Genomic DNA, 16,621 nt, shown 5'->3' with positions numbered 1-16,621 from the left:
ACGGAGGACGTGGATGCCCGGGACAAGCCCGGGCATGACGATGCGGATAGGTTTGTCATATGAACTACGGCATCGCGTTTACGCCGCTTGTCCCTGCGATCGTGCTGTGGGTCGCGCTTGCCGCGATCGTGGTGATCGCGGCCATCCTGCTGCTCGCGCGCGCCCGCGGTGCGGCCGTGCGCGTCGCCGCGCTGGCGCTGTTCCTGCTGGCGCTCGCCAACCCCTCCTTCACGCGCGAGGACCGCGATCCCCTCACCTCGGTTGCGGCCGTCGTCGTCGACAAGAGCCCGAGCCAGAATTTCGGCAATCGCACCAGCGAGGCCGCGCAGGCGCAGCAATCGCTGGTCGACAGCCTGAAGAAGATCAAGGGCCTCGAAGTCCGCGTCGTCGAAGCCGGACAGGCCGACGGCGAAACCGACGGCACTCGCCTGTTCGGCGCCCTCGCCTCGGCGCTCGCGGACGTTCCGGTCGACCGCGTTGCCGGCGCGTTCCTGATCACCGACGGCCGGGTCCACGACATCCCGGCCAATTCAGCCGCGCTCGGCTTCCAGGCGCCGGTGCATGCGCTGGTCACCGGGCAGAAGGACGAGCGCGATCGCCGCATCGCGATCACGGCGGCGCCGCGCTTCGGTATTGTCGGCCAGATCCAGACCATCACCTACCGCCTCGACGATCAGGGCGTCAGCGGCGAGCGCGCCAAGGTCACGATCCGCAGGGACGGCGAGGTCATCAACGAACGCACGCTGTCGAGCGGCCAGAGCGCGAGCGTCGACGTCGACATCAAGCATGCCGGGCCGAACATCGTCGAGATCGAGGCCTCGCCGCTGGAGCGGGAGCTGACCCCGGTGAACAACCGCGCCGTCGTCGCCATCGACGGCGTGCGCGACAAGCTGCGCGTGCTGCTGGTCTCCGGCGAGCCGCATTCCGGCGAGCGCACCTGGCGCAACCTGCTCAAATCCGACGCCAGCGTCGATCTCGTGCACTTCACCATTCTCCGGCCGCCGGAGAAGCAGGACGGCACGCCGATCAACGAATTGTCGCTGATCGCGTTTCCGACCCGCGAATTGTTCCAGCAGAAGATCAACGAATTTCAGCTGATCATCTTCGACCGCTATGCCCGCCAGGGCGTGCTGCCGATCGCCTATTTCGACAACATCGCGCGCTATGTGCGCTCGGGTGGCGCGGTGCTGGTTTCGGCCGGCCCCGATTACGCCTCGAACACCAGCATCTGGCGCACGCCGCTGGATTCGGTGCTGCCGGCCGAGCCGGTCGGCGTGACCGAGAAGCCGTTCTATGCGCATCTGTCCGACATCGGCAAACGCCACCCGGTCACACGCGGACTGGAAGGCTCCGCCAGCGAGCCGCCGCATTGGAGCCGGTTCTTCCGCACCGTCGACACACGCAATGCAGTCAACCCGCCGGTGATGACGGGCGTCGACGGCAAGCCGCTGTTGTTCCTGTCGCGCTTCGGCGAGGGCCGCGTCGCGCTGCTGCTGTCCGATCACATCTGGCTATGGGCGCGCGGCTATGAAGGCGGCGGCCCGCATCTCGATCTGCTGCGGCGGATGTCGCACTGGCTGATGAAGCAGCCCGACCTCGACGAGGAAGCGCTGCGCCTGCAGGTGCAGGGCAAGGATCTCGTGGTGGTGCGCCAGACCATGTCGGACAGCGTCCAGCCGGTCACCGTCACCTCGCCCTCCGGCGTCAGCCACGATCTCACCTTAAGCGCCGGCGAGCCCGGCGAATGGCGCGCCAGCCTGCCGGCCAACGAGCTCGGCCTGTGGCAGGCGACCGACGGCACGCTGAAGGCGTTGATCAATGTCGGCCCGACCAATCCCAAGGAGTTTTCGGAAGTCACCTCCACCACCGAGACCTTGAAGCCGCTGACGCAGGCGACCGGCGGCAACGCCGTGCGCGTGGTCGACGGCTCCAGCGTCGAGCTGCCCCGCATCGTGCCGGTGCGGTCGTCGAGCGTCTTCAGTGGCGACGGCTGGATGGGCGTCAGGATGCGCGACGCCAGCGTGGTGAAGGGCGTCGGCGTGCTGCCGATCTTCGCCGGCCTGATCGGGCTCCTGCTGCTGCTCGGCGCATTCGCCGCGACCTGGGTCCGCGAAGGACGCTGATCTCTCAAGCGCGATGCCATAGCGCTTTGACGTATTTTTGAGCATGATCTCCGCGCAAACGCGTTCCGCGTTTGTCGCGAGGGAAAGCCGCTCCGGATCATGCTCCGCCGTTGCACGAACAGCACATCGCGCGGCCGGCGCGCCCTGGCCGGTCCGGCGGCGGTTGACATCTGCTGAGCGTTCCTGCGATGTTACATTATAACATCGCAGTGGCCGGGGATTGACGCCTCGCGGTGTGGGGTGCGTTCACAGATGAAATGGTTCCGGTCGAACATCAGGCACGGCGCTCGGCTCGCGCTCTTCGCGCTGCTGGTGCAGTTCGCGCTGACCTTCGGCCACAGCCACTGGTTCGCCCAGGCAGCCCCCCTCGCCCAGCAATCGCTCCAGCAGGCTGACGGCCAGAAGGGCGCCGTCTCGATCGATCGCGCTGCGGTCCAGAAGCAATCGCCGGCGAGTCCCGACCGGGAGCAGCCCGGCGACGACAATTGCGCAATCTGCGCCGTGGTGGCGATGGCCGGCACCGTCGTGTTCGCGACACCGCCCTTGCTGCTCCTGCCGCAAGCCGTCGAGTTGCTCTACCGCACCACCGACGCCGAATTCATCCATCTGAAGTCGGCCTCCACGGCGTTCCAGCCCCGCGCCCCTCCCGCCTCCTGATCTCCAACGCTTGATCATGCCCGGACTCGTTGCGGCCTCCAGCCGCGGCGATCGACTGGGAGCCGTTGAAGTCGAATTCCGTCGCACCGCGGCGGCAGGTCGCCTCCGATCAACAAGCATCTTCCGGATGGCGCCTGACTGGAATCAGGACAATGACATTTGAACTCCGACGCGTGCAGCGTCTGGGCGGAGCGAGCCTGCTCCTGCTCGGCGCCGCCGCCACTGCGGCGCTCGCTCAGGACAAGCCGGCCGCCACCGAGCTTCCCGCCATCGACGTGACGGCGCCAAGCCCCATCCAGCGCAGGGCGGTCGTACCGTCACGCACGCCGAGCCGCGTCGCGCGCGCCGCGCCGGCACACCAACGCGAACGTGCCGCCGAACCCGCGCCGGCCCCGACCTCGCCCGCGGCACCTCAGCAAGGCGTGTTGCCGATCGTGACCAACCAGTTCGCCACCGTCACCGTCGTGCCGAACGAGGAGATCCGCCGCGAGGGCGGCGGACAGCTCGGCGACCTCCTGTTCTCCAAGCCCGGCATTACCGGGTCGAGCTTCGCACCGGGCGCATCGAGCCGGCCGGTCATCCGGGGTCTCGACGTCAATCGCGTCGGCATCGTCGAGAACGGCACCAATTCGGGCGGCGCATCCGACCTCGGCGAGGATCACTTCGTCCCGATCGATACGCTTGCGACCAACCAGGTCGAAGTGGTGCGCGGACCTGCGGCCCTGCGCTACGGCTCGACCTCGATCGGCGGCGTCGTCAGCGCCACCAACAACCGGATTCCCGATGCGGTGCCGACCTGCGCCGCGCCGTTCCAGAGCTACGGCATGCCGACAAAGGCGCCACTCGCGACAGCCGAGACCTCGCCCTGCGTCACCGCCGAGACCCGCTCGGCCTTCAGCTCGGTCGATCGCGGCGTCGAAAGCGGTGTGCTGCTCGATACCGGCGGCGGCAACTACGCTTTCCATGCCGACGTCTATGGCCGCAACACCACGGACTACAACATCCCGAGCTACCCGTATCTGTTCGACCAGACGCGGACCATCACAAACGGCCGCCAGCCCAATTCGGCGGCGCGTTCGGACGGCGCCTCGATCGGCGGCTCCTACTTCTTCCACGGCGGCTATATCGGCGCGGCGATCACGCAGAACGACTCGCTCTACCATATCCCCGGCATCGACGGCGCCGACCACGACACCCGGATCGACGGTCACCAGACCAAGATCAACGTCAAGGGCGAGTACCGGCCAGATGCCGCCGCGATCGACACCGTCCGCTTCTGGGCCGGCGCCACCGATTATCGGCACAACGAGATCGGCCTTGCCGATCCCACTGACCCCACCAGCGACGGCGTGCGGCAGACCTTCACCAACAAGGAGCAGGAGATCCGCACCGAGGTGCAGTTGATGCCGTTCAACGCGCGTTTCGCCGAGGTGACCACCGCGTTCGGCGTCCAGGTCGGCCACCAGGAATTGACCGCGCCGAGTCCCGACAATCCCGGCACACTGTTCAACGGCCTGTGGGACCCCAACAATAGCACCCGCGTCGCCGGCTACGTCTTCAACGAGTTCAAGTTCACGGAAGCAACGCGGGCGCAGATCGCCGGCCGCATCGAGCATGTCGAGCTGCACGGCACGATGCCGAACTTCCCGGCGGACTTCCTGCCTGACGGCACGCCGCAGGCGGGCATCCCGCGCAATACGTCCTTTACGCCGAAGAGCGGCAGCATCGGCCTGCTGCAGGACCTGCCGGGCGGCATGGTCGGCAGCATCACCGCGCAATATGTCGAGCGCGCGCCGAAGGCCGCCGAATTGTTCTCGCGCGGCGCGCACGATGCGACCTCGACCTTCGACATCGGCAACCCGAACCTCTCCATCGAGACCGCGAAGTCGGTCGAGATGGGCCTGCGCAAGGCGACGGGACCGCTCCGCTTCGAGGCCACCGTCTACTACACGCACTTCAACAATTTCATTTTTCGTCGCCTGACCGGCGTGACGTGCGACGACGATTTCGCGTCCTGCGGCACACCCGGCGCCGAGCTGCTCCAGGCCGTCTATTCGCAACGCGATGCGAATTTCCGCGGCGGCGAATTCCAGTCGCAGCTCGATGTCGGCGCGTTCCATGGCGGCATCTGGGGCATCGAGAACCAGCTCGACGTGGTCCGCGCCACCTTCACCGACGGCACCAACGTGCCGCGCATTCCGCCGTTGCGGATGGGCGGCGGCGTGTTCTGGCGCGACGACAACTGGCTGCTGCGCGTCAACCTGTTGCACGCCTTCCCGCAGAACAACGTCGCCGCAATCGCGGAGACGCCGACGCCGGGCTACAATCTCCTGAAGGCCGAGATCAGCTACAAGACCACGCTCGGTCCGAATCCGTTCGGCGCGCGCGAGATGATGGCCGGCATCACCGGCAACAATCTCCTCAACGAGAGCATCCGCAACTCGGTGTCCTACACCAAGGACCAGGTCTTGATGCCCGGCATCGGCGTGCGGGCGTTCGCGAACTTCAAGTTCTAGCGTTGCTCCAGTCGGGGCCTACGGGCCCCGACACGCCAATCGCAAACGCTGAGGTCAGCGACAGCAGCTTCGCGAGCGCCTACCAAAAATCCGCAAAACAAATCGAAGAGGGCAGCCCAGCTTGCTGCGATCACCGCGATCTATCACGCCTCCGCGCGTACCTGCGTCCAGACCGCGATCGGCTGCTCAAGCCCGCGGATCGTCTGCGGGACCTGGGCCATCAGGGGACGAAACACCGCTTCTGCACTGTCGAGTTCGGTCCTGGCCTGCCTGACGAGATCATCGCTCGCCACCAGCGCGCAGTCGAGCGCGCGGGTCAGGGCTTCGAGGCGACTTGCGGCGTTCACGGTCGAACCGATCACCGCAAATTCGAGACAGGTCAGCCCGATGTCGCCGAGTACGACTGGCCCATAGTGCAAGCCAAAACTGACGCGGATCGGAGTCTCGCCGGCCGTTTTGCGCCGCTTGTTCCATAGATCCGCCGCCGCCATCATTGCCTGCGCACAGCGTAGCGCGTTAATGGCGTCAGCCTTTCCGACGAACGGCGTGCCGAAGGTGGCCATCAGACCGTCGCCGAGATATTTGTCCAGCGTGCCGCTGTGACGGAAAACCTCCTGCTCCATAAGTGCGTGGAATTCGCGCAAGGTACGCACGACCTCATCCGGCGTGCGCGCGTCGGCAAAGGCCGTGAAGCCGACGATGTCGACGAACAGCACCGCGACGTTTTGCGTGCGCACCTGCTTCAGTGGCTCGTCATGCCCTGACAATTCCTCGACCACGTTCGGGGAGAAGTAGCGCGCGAGATTGCCGCGTTGGCGCTCCACCGCGGCATGGCGGATCAGGAGATCATTGCTGCGGCGCACCGCCACGGCGAGCGTCACTGCGACGATCATGAACACGACAATCTCCTGAATGCGCTCGCCGAACACGATCGAGTTGGGCGAGATCAGTTGAAACAGCCTGTGATCGCTGCCGATCGCCGCTGCGATGCGGGCGGTCAGCGCGGGATTGCGATCGGGCTGCCACCACACCCAGACAATACCGATGATCCAGAGGGCGGAGGTCCACGTTCCGACCGCGATGACCGTGCGCCATGAATAGGCCAGCGTCGCGCCCGACAGGATCACGAAAAAATAGATGAAGTTGCCAAAATGGAGTTGCATCGCCGCCGGCCAGTGCCCGGAGCCGAAGGGATTCGGCCCCACGATGACGAACGTTAGCAGCGCGAGGTCACAGAACAGCAGCGCAAGCTCCGGCCTCGACACGCCGACCCGCCCAACCCTGGCCTGAGCCCAGCCAATCAGCGCGAACAGGCCCAGCAGCGCCACGTAATATAGCTGCTCCCATGCCGGGTTGATAATCGGCAACAGGCAGGCGATTACTGCGAGCGCGACATAGCGTGCCCGCACCGCCAGCTGCAAGCCCTCCTGCTTAGCCGCTGCGAGCGCGGCCTGCGCAAACTGAACGGTGTCAGTTTCAGTGTCGCGCCGACTGCGCGCGCGCAGCAACGCGGCGGGCAAGTCGAGGCGCTCGGCAAGCGTAGTCACTGGCGGCCTCCTCGAGTGGGCGGTTGCAGCACAGTAACGGACATCAGCAGGCGCAACCAACAATCAGTCTAGTGATACGTGAGCTTCACGTCATCAGCTTGGGCTGAGGACTTCTACCTACTCGCGAGAATGGATGTCCGCTATGTGCTCGGCAGTCGCATCAACTAGGCATCGCGGGAAGTCCGCGCGCACATGAAATTCCAGTTCTGGTTCAGCTTCGTCCAGTGCAGGGGATCACTTCTGATGACGGCGGCATCCGGATAGAGATGAAACCAGCGTTGGCCAGCCTTATCCCTGGGCCTCCTGTCCCAGGCGATCGAAAGGGCTTGGAGGCGCCCATCCGGGAATTCGATCAGATATTGCTGCAGCGCCTCGACGCCGAAAGTGTACTTGATCTCGAAGGTCGCAAGCTTGCCGTCCGGGCCATCGGTCTCGACGAGGAACTTGTTCCCGTCACGGAAGAAGCGCGAGTGCGTGCCGGCATATTCGAAGATCGCGCCGCTGAAATCGCCGCGCACCGACTGCTCCGTCGCATGATCCATGGCGTGCCGGTGTTGCGAGCTCTGCCAGAGCTTTGCTTCCGTCTGATCCGGGCGATCTCTATCGTCTGGTACGCGCAGGCAGTTGTCGTGAAGCGCGATTCTCGTTTCGCAGGCCGCGGCTCTCATCAAGACGAGGGCAGGCAAAGCCAGCCCTCGTTGATCGGATGCTCTTCCTCGCGCACTGGAGTCACTTCTGCACGCATTGCTGAACGAACTTGATGCGGTCCACCATGCCAAGCCCCTGCGCTTCGGCCTGCTTGCGGCAGCCTTCGCGCTTGTCGATCCGCAACTGGATCTTGTCGACGAGGCTCAGGCCGACGGTGCCGACTTGTGGTTCGACCGAAGCCGTCCTTCCGTCGTCGGCTGACGGACCGTCGCCGGCCGCACGCGCGGCTTCCTGCAGCCGCTTGACGTCGTCCGGGCTCAGCTTCGGCCGATCGATGTCCAGCGTGATCCGGTTGATCTTGCCGGTGAAGGCGAACGGCGTCTGATAGTCGTTATCGTCGACCGGCGTGCCGGTGTCGGAGCCGATATCGAACGCCTCGTCCCACTGCAGGATGAAGGGAAGCGTGTGCTCCATCTTCTCCGTGGCAACCGCGTTGCCGTCGACTTTCAGCGTACCAGTGCCGCCCTGTCCGATGCCGCTATAGTTCCCGAACACCATGGTCGCCGCGCCGAGACCGTCATATCTGAAGTCGAACTCGATCACGTGGTTGCCGGGCGTCAGCTCAGGCCCCTCCCAGCGCACGCGCTTGAGGTCGACGAGATTCCACGTGAAAACCGGCTTGTTCTTCAGGACATAAAGGCCATAACCGCCAAAACGGCCACCCTGGGTGACAATCACGCCCTCGGCACCTCCTTGCGGAACGTCTACGTCAACCTTGAAAGTGTAGGAGGCGTTAAGCAGGCTCGGCGCGTCGCCATTCGGCGTGCCGGTTATCGGCCGCGTCCAGGCGAAGCTCGTGCGGCCGGCGCTCAAGCTCGGACGCGGCGTGACAAGCCGGGCGGCCACCGATGAATCGAGTGGCAGCACCTGATATTTTTCTGCTTCCTTCCAGAACAGCGCCTGCAGCTCCTTCAGCTTGTCGGGATATTTGGCGGCCACGTCCTCAGCCTGCGTCCAGTCATTGCGAAGGTCGTAGAGTTCCCACGGGTAATCCTGCGAGCTTGGCAGGTTCTTGGCAATCGTTACCCACGGCGGCCGCAGCACTTTGGTGCTCGCGATCCATCCGTCATTGTAGATCGCGCGGTCGGCAAACATCTCGAAATATTGAGTCGTGTGTGTCGTGGGAGCGTTCGCGTTCTTGGCGTCGAACGTGTACATCATGCTGACCCCTTCGATCGGGCTCTGCTTGATGCCGTCGACGAAGTCCGGCTGCTTGATCTGGGCTGCCTCGAGAATGGTCGGCACGACATCGATGACGTGGTGAAACTGGGTGCGGATGCCGCCCTTGTCCTTGATCACCGCCGGCCACGCGATCGCCATGCCCTGGCGGGTGCCGCCGAAATGGGAGGCGATCTGCTTGGTCCAGGAGAATGGCGTGTCGAATGCCCAGGCCCAGCCGATCGACATGTGGTTGTAGGTGCGATCGGTACCCCAGACGTCGTAGAAATATTTGAGCTGCTCTTCGACCGATGGGTTGACCTGGTTGAACATCGCAACTTCGTTCGGCGTGCCGTTCGGCTGGCCTTCCGCGCTGGTCCCGTTGTCGCCCTCAACATATATGATCAACGTGTCGTCGAGCTTGCCCATGTCCTGGATGGACTGGATCACCCGGCCGATTTCATTGTCGGCGTAGGCCGCAAAAGCGGCAAACACTTCGGCCTGACGGATGAACAGCTTCTTCTCGTCGGCCGAGAGCTGATCCCATTCCTTGATCAGATCCTTCGGCCACGGCGTCAGCTTCGCATTCTGCGGAATGACGCCGAGCCGCTTCTGGTTCTCGAAGATCGTATCGCGCAGCTTGTTCCAGCCCTGGTCGAACAGATGCATATCGCTGATCTTCTTGACCCACTCCGGCGTCGGGTGGTGCGGCGCGTGGGTTGCGCCGGGAGCAAACTTCACGAAGAAGGGCGTGTCCGGCGAGAGCGAGTTCATGCGATTCACATAATCGATCGCTTCGTCCGCCATGGCGGTCACCAGATTCCAGCCGGGTTTTCCCTGGAAGGGATAGATCGGCGTGGTGTTACGGACGAGATTGCCCGGCTCCCATTGATTAGTGTCACCGCCCATGAAGCCGTAGAAATATTCGAAGCCCATGCCGGTCGGCCACTGGTCGAACGGCCCGGCCTGGCTCGCCTGGTATTCGGGCGTGTTGTGGTTCTTGCCGAACCAGGCTGTGTGATAGCCGTTGTCAGTCGGAATCCGACCGATCGTGGCCTTGTCCTTGGTGATGATACTGTCGTAGCCGGGATAGCCGGTGGCCTGCTCGGCGACCACGCCATATCCGGCAGAGTGATGATTGCGTCCGGTGATGAGCGCGGCGCGCGTCGGCGAGCACAGAGCAGTCGAGTGGAAATTGGTGTAGCGCAATCCATCATTGGCGATGCGGTCGAGCGCGGGGGTCGGGATCACGCCACCGAATGTGCTCGATACGCCGTAACCCGCATCGTCGGTGATGATGAGCAGCACGTTCGGCGCGCCCTTCGGCGGCACGACGCGTGACGGCCAGTAAGGCGTCGACTCCTTGGCGTCGCGCTCGATCTTGCCGCCGAACTTCTGCGGCGGTGGCGGAAGCTGGTCGCCGGGAATGGTGATCGTTGCGGCGGGAGATCCAGGTGGCGCCGCACTCTGTTGTGCTTGTTGGCCAATTGCGGGAGCGGACAGGGCTGATGTCAGGATCAGCGCGACAAAGGTCTTGCGAATACTCATTGCAAAATCCTCCGCGGTACGCAGACGTGCTCTACCTGAAGAGCTGCTTGAGCCGGTGACGTTGATGCAGATCAAAACCACTCCGAGGAGGTACTTCGGAATGATGATGGGCAAAAGAGCGCGGTATCGAACTCCGCGGCGCTTGAAGCCGCAGTAGACCTCACTCTTTGGAACAATGCCCGACAGGCTGAATCTTCTGCGCCTGTCGGCGTTGATCTGGATCAACACCCGTCACGAGATACCGTGGCCCTCTGCGCGTGACGGTTATTGATTGCAGGAGAGTTCATATGTTCTCCAATGCATCGTGCGTCCTCATTCTTGCTGTTGCCGCTTTCACGATGACGGGCACCGCATCTGCCCAAGCCGCAGCTCCCCGTCATGTTTCAACGCAGAACGCGATCGGCGCAGCCAAGCCCGAGGCGCCACCACCTTTCGTCCTCAATGGCCATTCTGCCAGGCGCGGCTACGTGTTGCGACAGGATCTGTTCGATCGCAGCAATCCCAACAATCTCAGGTCTGATTGGCCCAGCCCGCCGGCGCAGCCCGGACAGTTCTAGAGATGGAGAGATAGATGAAAGCAATCATTTTCTCACTCGGATTACTGGCAAGCCATTCGTTGATACCCGTGTCCGATCGCGTGCCCGAACTGAAGGTCGAAGCGCTCTGCGAATCGACGTCCCAGACGGACAAGGCGATGGGATTGGCGTTGGCGCAGAGCTTTGCCGATTGTATGCGCGACGAGACGGCAGCGCGGCAGCAGCTCGGCACGGTTTGGGCGACGGCCAAACCCGCCGTCCGTGACACATGCGAGGGCGAGGCGACATCACTCGGAACCCAAAGCTATGTCGATCTTCTCACCTGCATCCAGATGACGGAGACGGCAAGCGCGATGGCATCGACGCCGCCGCTCAGAGGCGCAAGCAAGAATCGAAACAAGCAGTAGGACGCGACATTGCTACGGCTCCGTCGCCGGCCGGACGACGACGATAGCTACGCCTGCATCGGAAGACCGGGCCCGGAGAAACCCGAGGGGTTGGCCTTGCTCCGTCATGCAGCAGCATCCGGCGCGAAAGCGAAGCTGGCTCGGCCTAGCCTCGCGCCTTGCTCCAGTCGGGGCCCAGGGCTCCCGACACACCCTCGAACGCACCGTCCACGAGCTCGAACACCAGGATGCGGCTGGCATCCACCGGGCCCGGCATGATGACGCGGCCCTTCGGCACCGGCTTGAAGCCGACGCGGCTGTAATAGGGCTCGTCGCCGACCAGCAGCACCAGCCGGTGGCCTCTTTCCTTTGCGTCCTTCAGCGCGCGCTCCATCAGGAGCCGGCCGACGCCGCGGCCGCGGAACGGCGGCTCGACGGTGAGCGGCCCGAGCAGCAGCGCGGGCGTCTCGCCGATCAGCACCGGCAATTGCCGCACCGAGCCGACCAGCAGCGTGCCGATGCGGGCGGTGAAGGAGAGTTCGAGCAGATGGTCGACGTGCTCGCGGATCCGGTAGGCGCTGAGGACGAAGCGGCCCGGGCCGAACGTGCGCTCGTGCAGCCGCTCGATCGCCTGGGCGTCGCCAGCAGCTTCGGGAAGGATGGTGAGTGAGAGATCGTTCATGTCGGTACAGCGTTTTCGAGCGAAGTGGGCCCCGGTTCGCGTTCAGAAAACGCGTCAATACGGGAGGCGGAGTAGCATCTGGCGATGCGCAGGTCCATGGCGGCCGCNGCCCCGCTTCAGTTCCTTTGACGCATTCCGACGTCAGCGCAGGCCGCCCTCACCGCCACGTCGCAATCGCCGGCTTGCCGTCGAGCACCTCGGCGATCCGCAGCCGCGTGCCGGGCGTGGTCTCCTCGGGCAGGTCGGTGCTTGCGAAAAATCCGCATTCGATGATCTCGTGGTTGGGCTCGGGCAAGCGGTCCTGCCTGAAATGCCTGACCACATAAACCGCGACGTGGTCGCGGCGGGAAATATGGCTGTTGAGGAAGATGCCGTGCAGCGCCGGTTCGCCCGTGAGGTCGATATCCCCCTCCTCCTTGAGCTCGCGCCGCATCGCCTCCTCCATGGTCTCGCCGTAATCGACGCCGCCGCCGGGGAGATACCAGCCGCTGACATAGCTGTGCTTGACCAGGAACACCTTGTTGTCGGCGTCCAGCACCACGGTGCGGACGCCCAGGGTCATGCCGCGGACGAGCAGGAAATACGCGTGGAAGATTCGCCGCAGCAGCGGCTCGCACCTCCGTCGCATCTGGTCGAGACGTCCCCCCATCACGCCGCCCGCGAAGCTCCCTTCAAACCGTCCTTCAAGCCGTCCTCTAAGCCGTCCTTGCCTCCACCGCCCGACCTTGCCATTACAGCGGAGCAATAGCGAGGCAATCGCGCTCCATGGCACCGTTCACGCTCGCCCATCTCTCCGACCCGCATCTGCCGCCGCTGCCGAGGCCGCGCCTGATCGAGCTCGCGGGCAAGCGCGCGCTCGGCTACGTCAACTGGACGCGCAACCGCCACAAATACCAGCGCCGCGAGGTGCTCGACGTGCTGGTCGCCGACATCCGGGCCCAAGCGCCGGACCACATCGCCGTAACCGGCGATTTCGTCAACCTGGCGCTGGAGGCGGAGTTTGCGCCGGCGCTGGCCTGGCTTGAAGGCGTCGGCCCGCCGGATTGCGTCACGGCCATCCCCGGCAATCACGACGCCTATGTCAGCGCGACGAGCCACCGCTTCGGCGAGACCTTCCTGCACTACATCGCCGGCGATGCTCCGGCGGAAGCGGCCTTCCCCGCCGTCCGTCGCCGCGGACCCGCTGCGCTGATCAGCCTGTCCACGGCCGTGCCGACCCTGCCCTTGATGGCGACGGGTACGCTCGGCCGCGACCAGCTCGCGGCCCTCGAGCAGGTGCTCGCGCAGCTTGCGAGCGAGGACGTCTTCCGCGTCCTCCTCGTGCATCATCCGCTGCGCTCGAACTCGCGCCACAAGCGGCTGACCGATTCGGCGGATCTCTTGACCCTGATCAGGCGGCACGGCGTCGAGCTGATCCTGCACGGCCACGACCATGTGCACTCGACGATGTGGTTCGACGGGCCGAACGGCAACGTTCCCGCGATCGGCGTGCCGTCGGCCTCCGCGCTCGCGCATGGACGTTATCCGGCGGCGGCATATAATCTGTTCGCCATCGAGAAGGACAATGCCGGCTGGCGCTGCGAGCAGACGGTGCGGAGCCTCGATCATGGCTTGCAGATCCGCGAGATCAAGCACACGCGGCTGATTTGAAGCCCTGTCATTCCGGGGCGCGCGGCAGCGCGAGCTCTGATGCGCAATTGCGCATCAGAGAATCCATCGGGCCGCAGCATACGTGGATGCATGGATTCCGGGTTCGCGCTTCGCGCGCCCCGGAATGACGGAGAGCTTTTCACCAGCTCTGCAGAACAGCAAGCGCGGCGACACCGAACAGGGCGGCGGCGCCGAGGATGAAGCCGAACACGAACGGCCAGATGCGCGAGCGGCGCGGCGGCTCCGGCGTCGTGGGCTTTGGCTCGGGCAGAACGACCATCGCATGCTCGCGCTCGACCATGCGGCGGGCGACATAGTCGGTGACGGCCTCGACGATCACGGCCGTGTCGTGCGATTCGGCCAGCACGATGCGGCCGAAGCGAGTGTCCTGGACGAATCGGTACATCCGCTTGTCGCGCCCCATCATGATGTGCGCGACGACGTCGATCCAGAGTCTGGGCGTATCGCCCTGGCTGATGCCACGGTCGAACAGGTCGATCTGCTCGGGCACCTGGGCGAACAGCGGATCGAGCGCGTCGTTGAGGATTTCGAGCCGCGCGACCTCGGCATCGCGCAAATCGACGACCACCCCGGTCCGGTCGGCGGCCTCGATCCGCGCCCGCAGCAGCGCGTCGCGCAGCCGCACCGGGCGCGGTTGGCTGGCATGGGTCCCGCTCGTCTCGGGCTCTGACATTCTCGGCCTCGCTACTCGACAACGGCCGTTAACCTATCAGCAACCACAACGTCCGCAAAGGGTCCACAATTCCAGATACTTACGCCGCCCACAGCCGGTTCACCTGTGCCAAAAACAGACGATCCCACCCAGGCAGGGCCTGGATGGGACCATCCGTCCTTGGACGTCTTCTTGATTCAGGGCGGCAGCAACGCCGTCAGGCCGAGACGCGCGAGGGCTCTTCGACGATCGAGAAGCGGACGCCGGCCTTGTGGCGGCTCTCTTCCGATACTTCGCGCCAGCAGTCCTCGGCTTCCTTGCGGGTCTTGAACGGGCCTTTGACCTGGGCCGAGCCTTCCACGAGCTTGTGGAAGTTCATCGAGCCGAACTCACCGCCGATCACCCAGAAATTGCTGCCTTTGGTCATTGTCAGTCTCCTGTTGAGTGGCGTGATCAGTCTGGACTCCGAGCAGACCCCAGACTGATCAATTCCGCCGTTAGCCGAACTGGTTCATCGTGTTGTGGGCGCCGCCCGCCTTCAGGGCAGCCTCGCCGGCGAAGTACTCCTTGTGATCGTCGCCGATGTCGGAGCCAGCCATGTTCTGATGCTTCACGCAGGCGATGCCCTGACGGATCTCGGCGCGCTGGACGTTCTTCACATAGCCGAGCATGCCCTGCTCGCCGAAGTACTCCCTCGCCAGATTGTCGGTCGAGAGCGCCGCCGTGTGATAGGTCGGCAACGTGATCAGATGGTGGAAGATGCCGGCGCGCTTGGCCGAATCCGCCTGGAAGGTGCGGATACGCTCGTCGGCTTCCTGCGCCAGCGGCGTGTCGTCGTACTCCGCCTTCATCAGCTCGGCACGATTGTACTTGCTGACGTCCTTGCCGGCTTCCTTCATCGCGTCGTAGACCTGCCAACGGAAGTTGAGCGTCCAGTTGAACGACGGCGAGTTGTTGTAGGCCAGCTTCGCGTTCGGGACCACCTTGCGGATCCGATCGACCATCTTGGCGATCTGCTCGATATGCGGCTTCTCGGTTTCGATCCACAGGAGGTCGGCGCCGTTCTGCAGCGAGGTGACGCAGTCCAGCACGCAGCGGTCCTCGCCCGTGCCCGGGCGGAACTGATAGAGGTTGGAGGGCAGCCGCTTCGGACGCATCATCTTGCCGTTCCGGTTGATGATGACATCACCGTTGCGGGCGTTCTCCGCCGTCACTTCCTCACAATCCAGGAAGCTGTTGTACTGGTCGCCGATGTCACCGGGCTTGTGGCTGACAGCGATCTGCTGCGTGAGGCCGGCGCCGAGCGAGTCGGTGCGGGTCACGACGACGCCGTCTTCGACGCCGAGTTCAAGGAACGCGTGGCGGCAGGCACGGATCTTCGCGAGGAAGACGTCGTGCGGCACGGTCACCTTGCCGTCCTGGTGTCCGCACTGCTTCTCGTCCGAGACCTGGTTTTCGATCTGCAGCGCGCAGGCGCCCGCTTCGATCATCTTCTTGGCGAGCAGATAGGTCGCCTCCGCGTTGCCGAAGCCGGCATCGATGTCGGCGATGACGGGCACGACATGGGTCTGGAAGTTGTCGATCTTCTCGATCAGCGCCATTTCCTTCGCCTTGTCGCCTTCCTTGCGGGCGGCATCCAAGCTGCGGAAGATATCGTTCAGCTCACGCGAGTCGGCCTGACGCAGGAAGGTGTAGAGCTCCTCGATCAGCGCCGGCACCGAGGTCTTCTCGTGCATCGACTGGTCGGGCAGCGGTCCGAACTCGGAACGCAGCGCCGCGATCATCCAGCCCGAGAGGTACAGATAAGTGCGATCGGTCTTGCCGCCGAAATGCTTCTTGACCGAGATCAGCTTCTGCTGGGCGATGAAGCCATGCCAGCAGCCCAGCGACTGGGTGTACTTGGTGGGGTCGGCGTCATAGGCGGCCATGTCGGCCCGCATCAGCGCCGCGGTGTAGCGGGCGACGTCAAGGCCGGTCTTGAAGCGGTTCTGCAGGCGCATGCGCGCGACGGCCTCCGCCGTCACCCCGTTCCAGGTCGGCTGGGTGTCGAGGAGCGCCTGGGCCGCCTTGATCTCGCTCTGATACGAAGCCGGGCCCTGGATGATTCCGCGCGGTTGGAAGTTCATGTTCGTGATCCTTTCGGTGACGACAAATCTGAGTATTTGTCTTCGCCTTCGACATTCTTGACAGTGCATTGCGAAATGCGTGGCTAGAGCTAAACGCGAGAAAGCGAAGCTCGTACAGGGGGCTTGTATTTGAATGGTGATGTCATGTAACATCAGAACATGTATTGGATGTTATTTTGTAAAGTTTGTAAAATTATAGGTCAGTCAGACTGTCCTTAACGCCTCTGGAGACCTCCCAAATGGCCGCCGATTCCTGCTTTTTCCCCCTCTCCCCGTCCCTACGGGGAGAGGGTCGGGGTGAGGGGCTCTCT

General features: G+C 64.1%; 12 protein-coding genes and 1 pseudogene. 5 read left to right on the top strand and 8 right to left on the bottom strand.

All coding sequences use genetic code 11. From position 1 onward, the window contains the following. The first annotated feature begins 59 nt into the window (after positions 1-59). From AXW67_RS35365 to AXW67_RS35355, 3 genes are all read left to right on the top strand, one after another. On the top strand, positions 60-2,123 hold the full coding sequence (locus tag AXW67_RS35365; RefSeq protein ID WP_063681626.1) for a hypothetical protein: 2,064 nt from the start codon (positions 60-62) through the stop codon (positions 2,121-2,123). 252 nt (positions 2,124-2,375) lie between these two features. Beyond that, positions 2,376-2,780, top strand: coding sequence for a DUF2946 family protein (locus tag AXW67_RS35360; protein ID WP_027552978.1), 405 nt, complete (start codon positions 2,376-2,378; stop codon positions 2,778-2,780). Between the two features lie 152 nt (positions 2,781-2,932). After that, entirely contained in the window at positions 2,933-5,296 is a 2,364-nt protein-coding gene (locus tag AXW67_RS35355; protein WP_063681625.1) for a TonB-dependent receptor, read from the top strand. Between the two features lie 143 nt (positions 5,297-5,439). Here the strand turns inward: AXW67_RS35355 and AXW67_RS35350 are convergent, their stop codons facing one another. The 3 genes and pseudogenes from AXW67_RS35350 to AXW67_RS35340 form a co-directional block, all read right to left on the bottom strand. Continuing rightward, positions 5,440-6,843, bottom strand: coding sequence for an adenylate/guanylate cyclase domain-containing protein (locus AXW67_RS35350; RefSeq protein WP_063681624.1), 1,404 nt, complete (start codon positions 6,841-6,843; stop codon positions 5,440-5,442). Between the two features lie 185 nt (positions 6,844-7,028). Continuing rightward, positions 7,029-7,385, bottom strand: a pseudogene (locus AXW67_RS35345) (hypothetical protein); the annotation flags it as partial. A gap of 187 nt (positions 7,386-7,572) precedes the next feature. Further along, complete coding sequence (locus AXW67_RS35340) at positions 7,573-10,257, bottom strand: arylsulfatase (protein ID WP_063681622.1); 2,685 nt, start codon at positions 10,255-10,257, stop codon at positions 7,573-7,575. A gap of 571 nt (positions 10,258-10,828) precedes the next feature. On the opposite strand from AXW67_RS35340, the gene AXW67_RS35330 reads away from it, so the two are divergent. Further along, positions 10,829-11,200, top strand: coding sequence for a hypothetical protein (locus tag AXW67_RS35330; protein ID WP_027552974.1), 372 nt, complete (start codon positions 10,829-10,831; stop codon positions 11,198-11,200). 145 nt (positions 11,201-11,345) lie between these two features. Here AXW67_RS35330 and AXW67_RS35325 read toward each other — a convergent pair whose 3' ends face one another. Both AXW67_RS35325 and AXW67_RS35320 read right to left on the bottom strand, forming a co-directional pair. Continuing rightward, positions 11,346-11,861 carry a GNAT family N-acetyltransferase gene (locus AXW67_RS35325; RefSeq protein WP_027552973.1) on the bottom strand — a complete coding sequence of 172 codons (516 nt, stop codon included), beginning with the start codon at positions 11,859-11,861 and terminating at the stop codon, positions 11,346-11,348. Positions 11,862-12,018: 157 nt separating this feature from the next. Next, positions 12,019-12,510: an NUDIX domain-containing protein gene (locus AXW67_RS35320; protein ID WP_063681621.1), complete on the bottom strand. Its 492-nt coding sequence runs from the start codon at positions 12,508-12,510 to the stop codon at positions 12,019-12,021. A gap of 116 nt (positions 12,511-12,626) precedes the next feature. Between AXW67_RS35320 and AXW67_RS35315 the strand changes: the two genes are divergently transcribed. Next, positions 12,627-13,511: a metallophosphoesterase family protein gene (locus AXW67_RS35315; RefSeq protein WP_063681620.1), complete on the top strand. Its 885-nt coding sequence runs from the start codon at positions 12,627-12,629 to the stop codon at positions 13,509-13,511. 139 nt (positions 13,512-13,650) lie between these two features. Here the strand turns inward: AXW67_RS35315 and AXW67_RS35310 are convergent, their stop codons facing one another. From AXW67_RS35310 to AXW67_RS35300, 3 genes are all read right to left on the bottom strand, one after another. Next, positions 13,651-14,205, bottom strand: a complete 555-nt coding sequence (locus tag AXW67_RS35310; protein ID WP_027552970.1) for a hypothetical protein — start codon at positions 14,203-14,205, stop codon at positions 13,651-13,653. A 196-nt stretch (positions 14,206-14,401) separates the two neighbouring features. After that, complete coding sequence (locus AXW67_RS35305; protein WP_008560963.1) at positions 14,402-14,611, bottom strand: DUF4170 domain-containing protein; 210 nt, start codon at positions 14,609-14,611, stop codon at positions 14,402-14,404. Positions 14,612-14,681: 70 nt separating this feature from the next. After that, a complete protein-coding gene (locus AXW67_RS35300) occupies positions 14,682-16,310 on the bottom strand; it encodes an isocitrate lyase (RefSeq protein ID WP_063681619.1) in 1,629 nt (542 codons plus the stop codon). Between the last annotated feature and the right edge of the window lie 311 nt (positions 16,311-16,621).

It is taken from the genome of Bradyrhizobium neotropicale (genome assembly GCF_001641695.1).
In the GTDB taxonomy this organism is placed as follows: domain Bacteria; phylum Pseudomonadota; class Alphaproteobacteria; order Rhizobiales; family Xanthobacteraceae; genus Bradyrhizobium; species Bradyrhizobium neotropicale.
The sequence above is the reverse complement of the archived record's forward strand: the minus strand, read 5'-3'. Positions and strand labels throughout refer to the sequence as shown.

Excerpts from the sequence above, each read along its gene's own strand:
- AXW67_RS35365 (WP_063681626.1), top strand. The coding sequence starts at position 60 with ATGAACTACGGCATCGCGTTTACGCCGCTTGTCCCTGCGATCGTGCTG.
- AXW67_RS35360 (WP_027552978.1), top strand. The coding sequence starts at position 2,376 with ATGAAATGGTTCCGGTCGAACATCAGGCACGGCGCTCGGCTCGCGCTC.
- AXW67_RS35355 (WP_063681625.1), top strand. The coding sequence starts at position 2,933 with ATGACATTTGAACTCCGACGCGTGCAGCGTCTGGGCGGAGCGAGCCTG.
- AXW67_RS35340 (WP_063681622.1), bottom strand. The coding sequence starts at position 10,257 with ATGAGTATTCGCAAGACCTTTGTCGCGCTGATCCTGACATCAGCCCTG.
- AXW67_RS35330 (WP_027552974.1), top strand. The coding sequence starts at position 10,829 with ATGAAAGCAATCATTTTCTCACTCGGATTACTGGCAAGCCATTCGTTG.
- AXW67_RS35325 (WP_027552973.1), bottom strand. The coding sequence starts at position 11,861 with ATGAACGATCTCTCACTCACCATCCTTCCCGAAGCTGCTGGCGACGCC.
- AXW67_RS35320 (WP_063681621.1), bottom strand. The coding sequence starts at position 12,510 with ATGGGGGGACGTCTCGACCAGATGCGACGGAGGTGCGAGCCGCTGCTG.
- AXW67_RS35315 (WP_063681620.1), top strand. The coding sequence starts at position 12,627 with ATGGCACCGTTCACGCTCGCCCATCTCTCCGACCCGCATCTGCCGCCG.
- AXW67_RS35310 (WP_027552970.1), bottom strand. The coding sequence starts at position 14,205 with ATGTCAGAGCCCGAGACGAGCGGGACCCATGCCAGCCAACCGCGCCCG.
- AXW67_RS35305 (WP_008560963.1), bottom strand. The coding sequence starts at position 14,611 with ATGACCAAAGGCAGCAATTTCTGGGTGATCGGCGGTGAGTTCGGCTCG.
- AXW67_RS35300 (WP_063681619.1), bottom strand. The coding sequence starts at position 16,310 with ATGAACTTCCAACCGCGCGGAATCATCCAGGGCCCGGCTTCGTATCAG.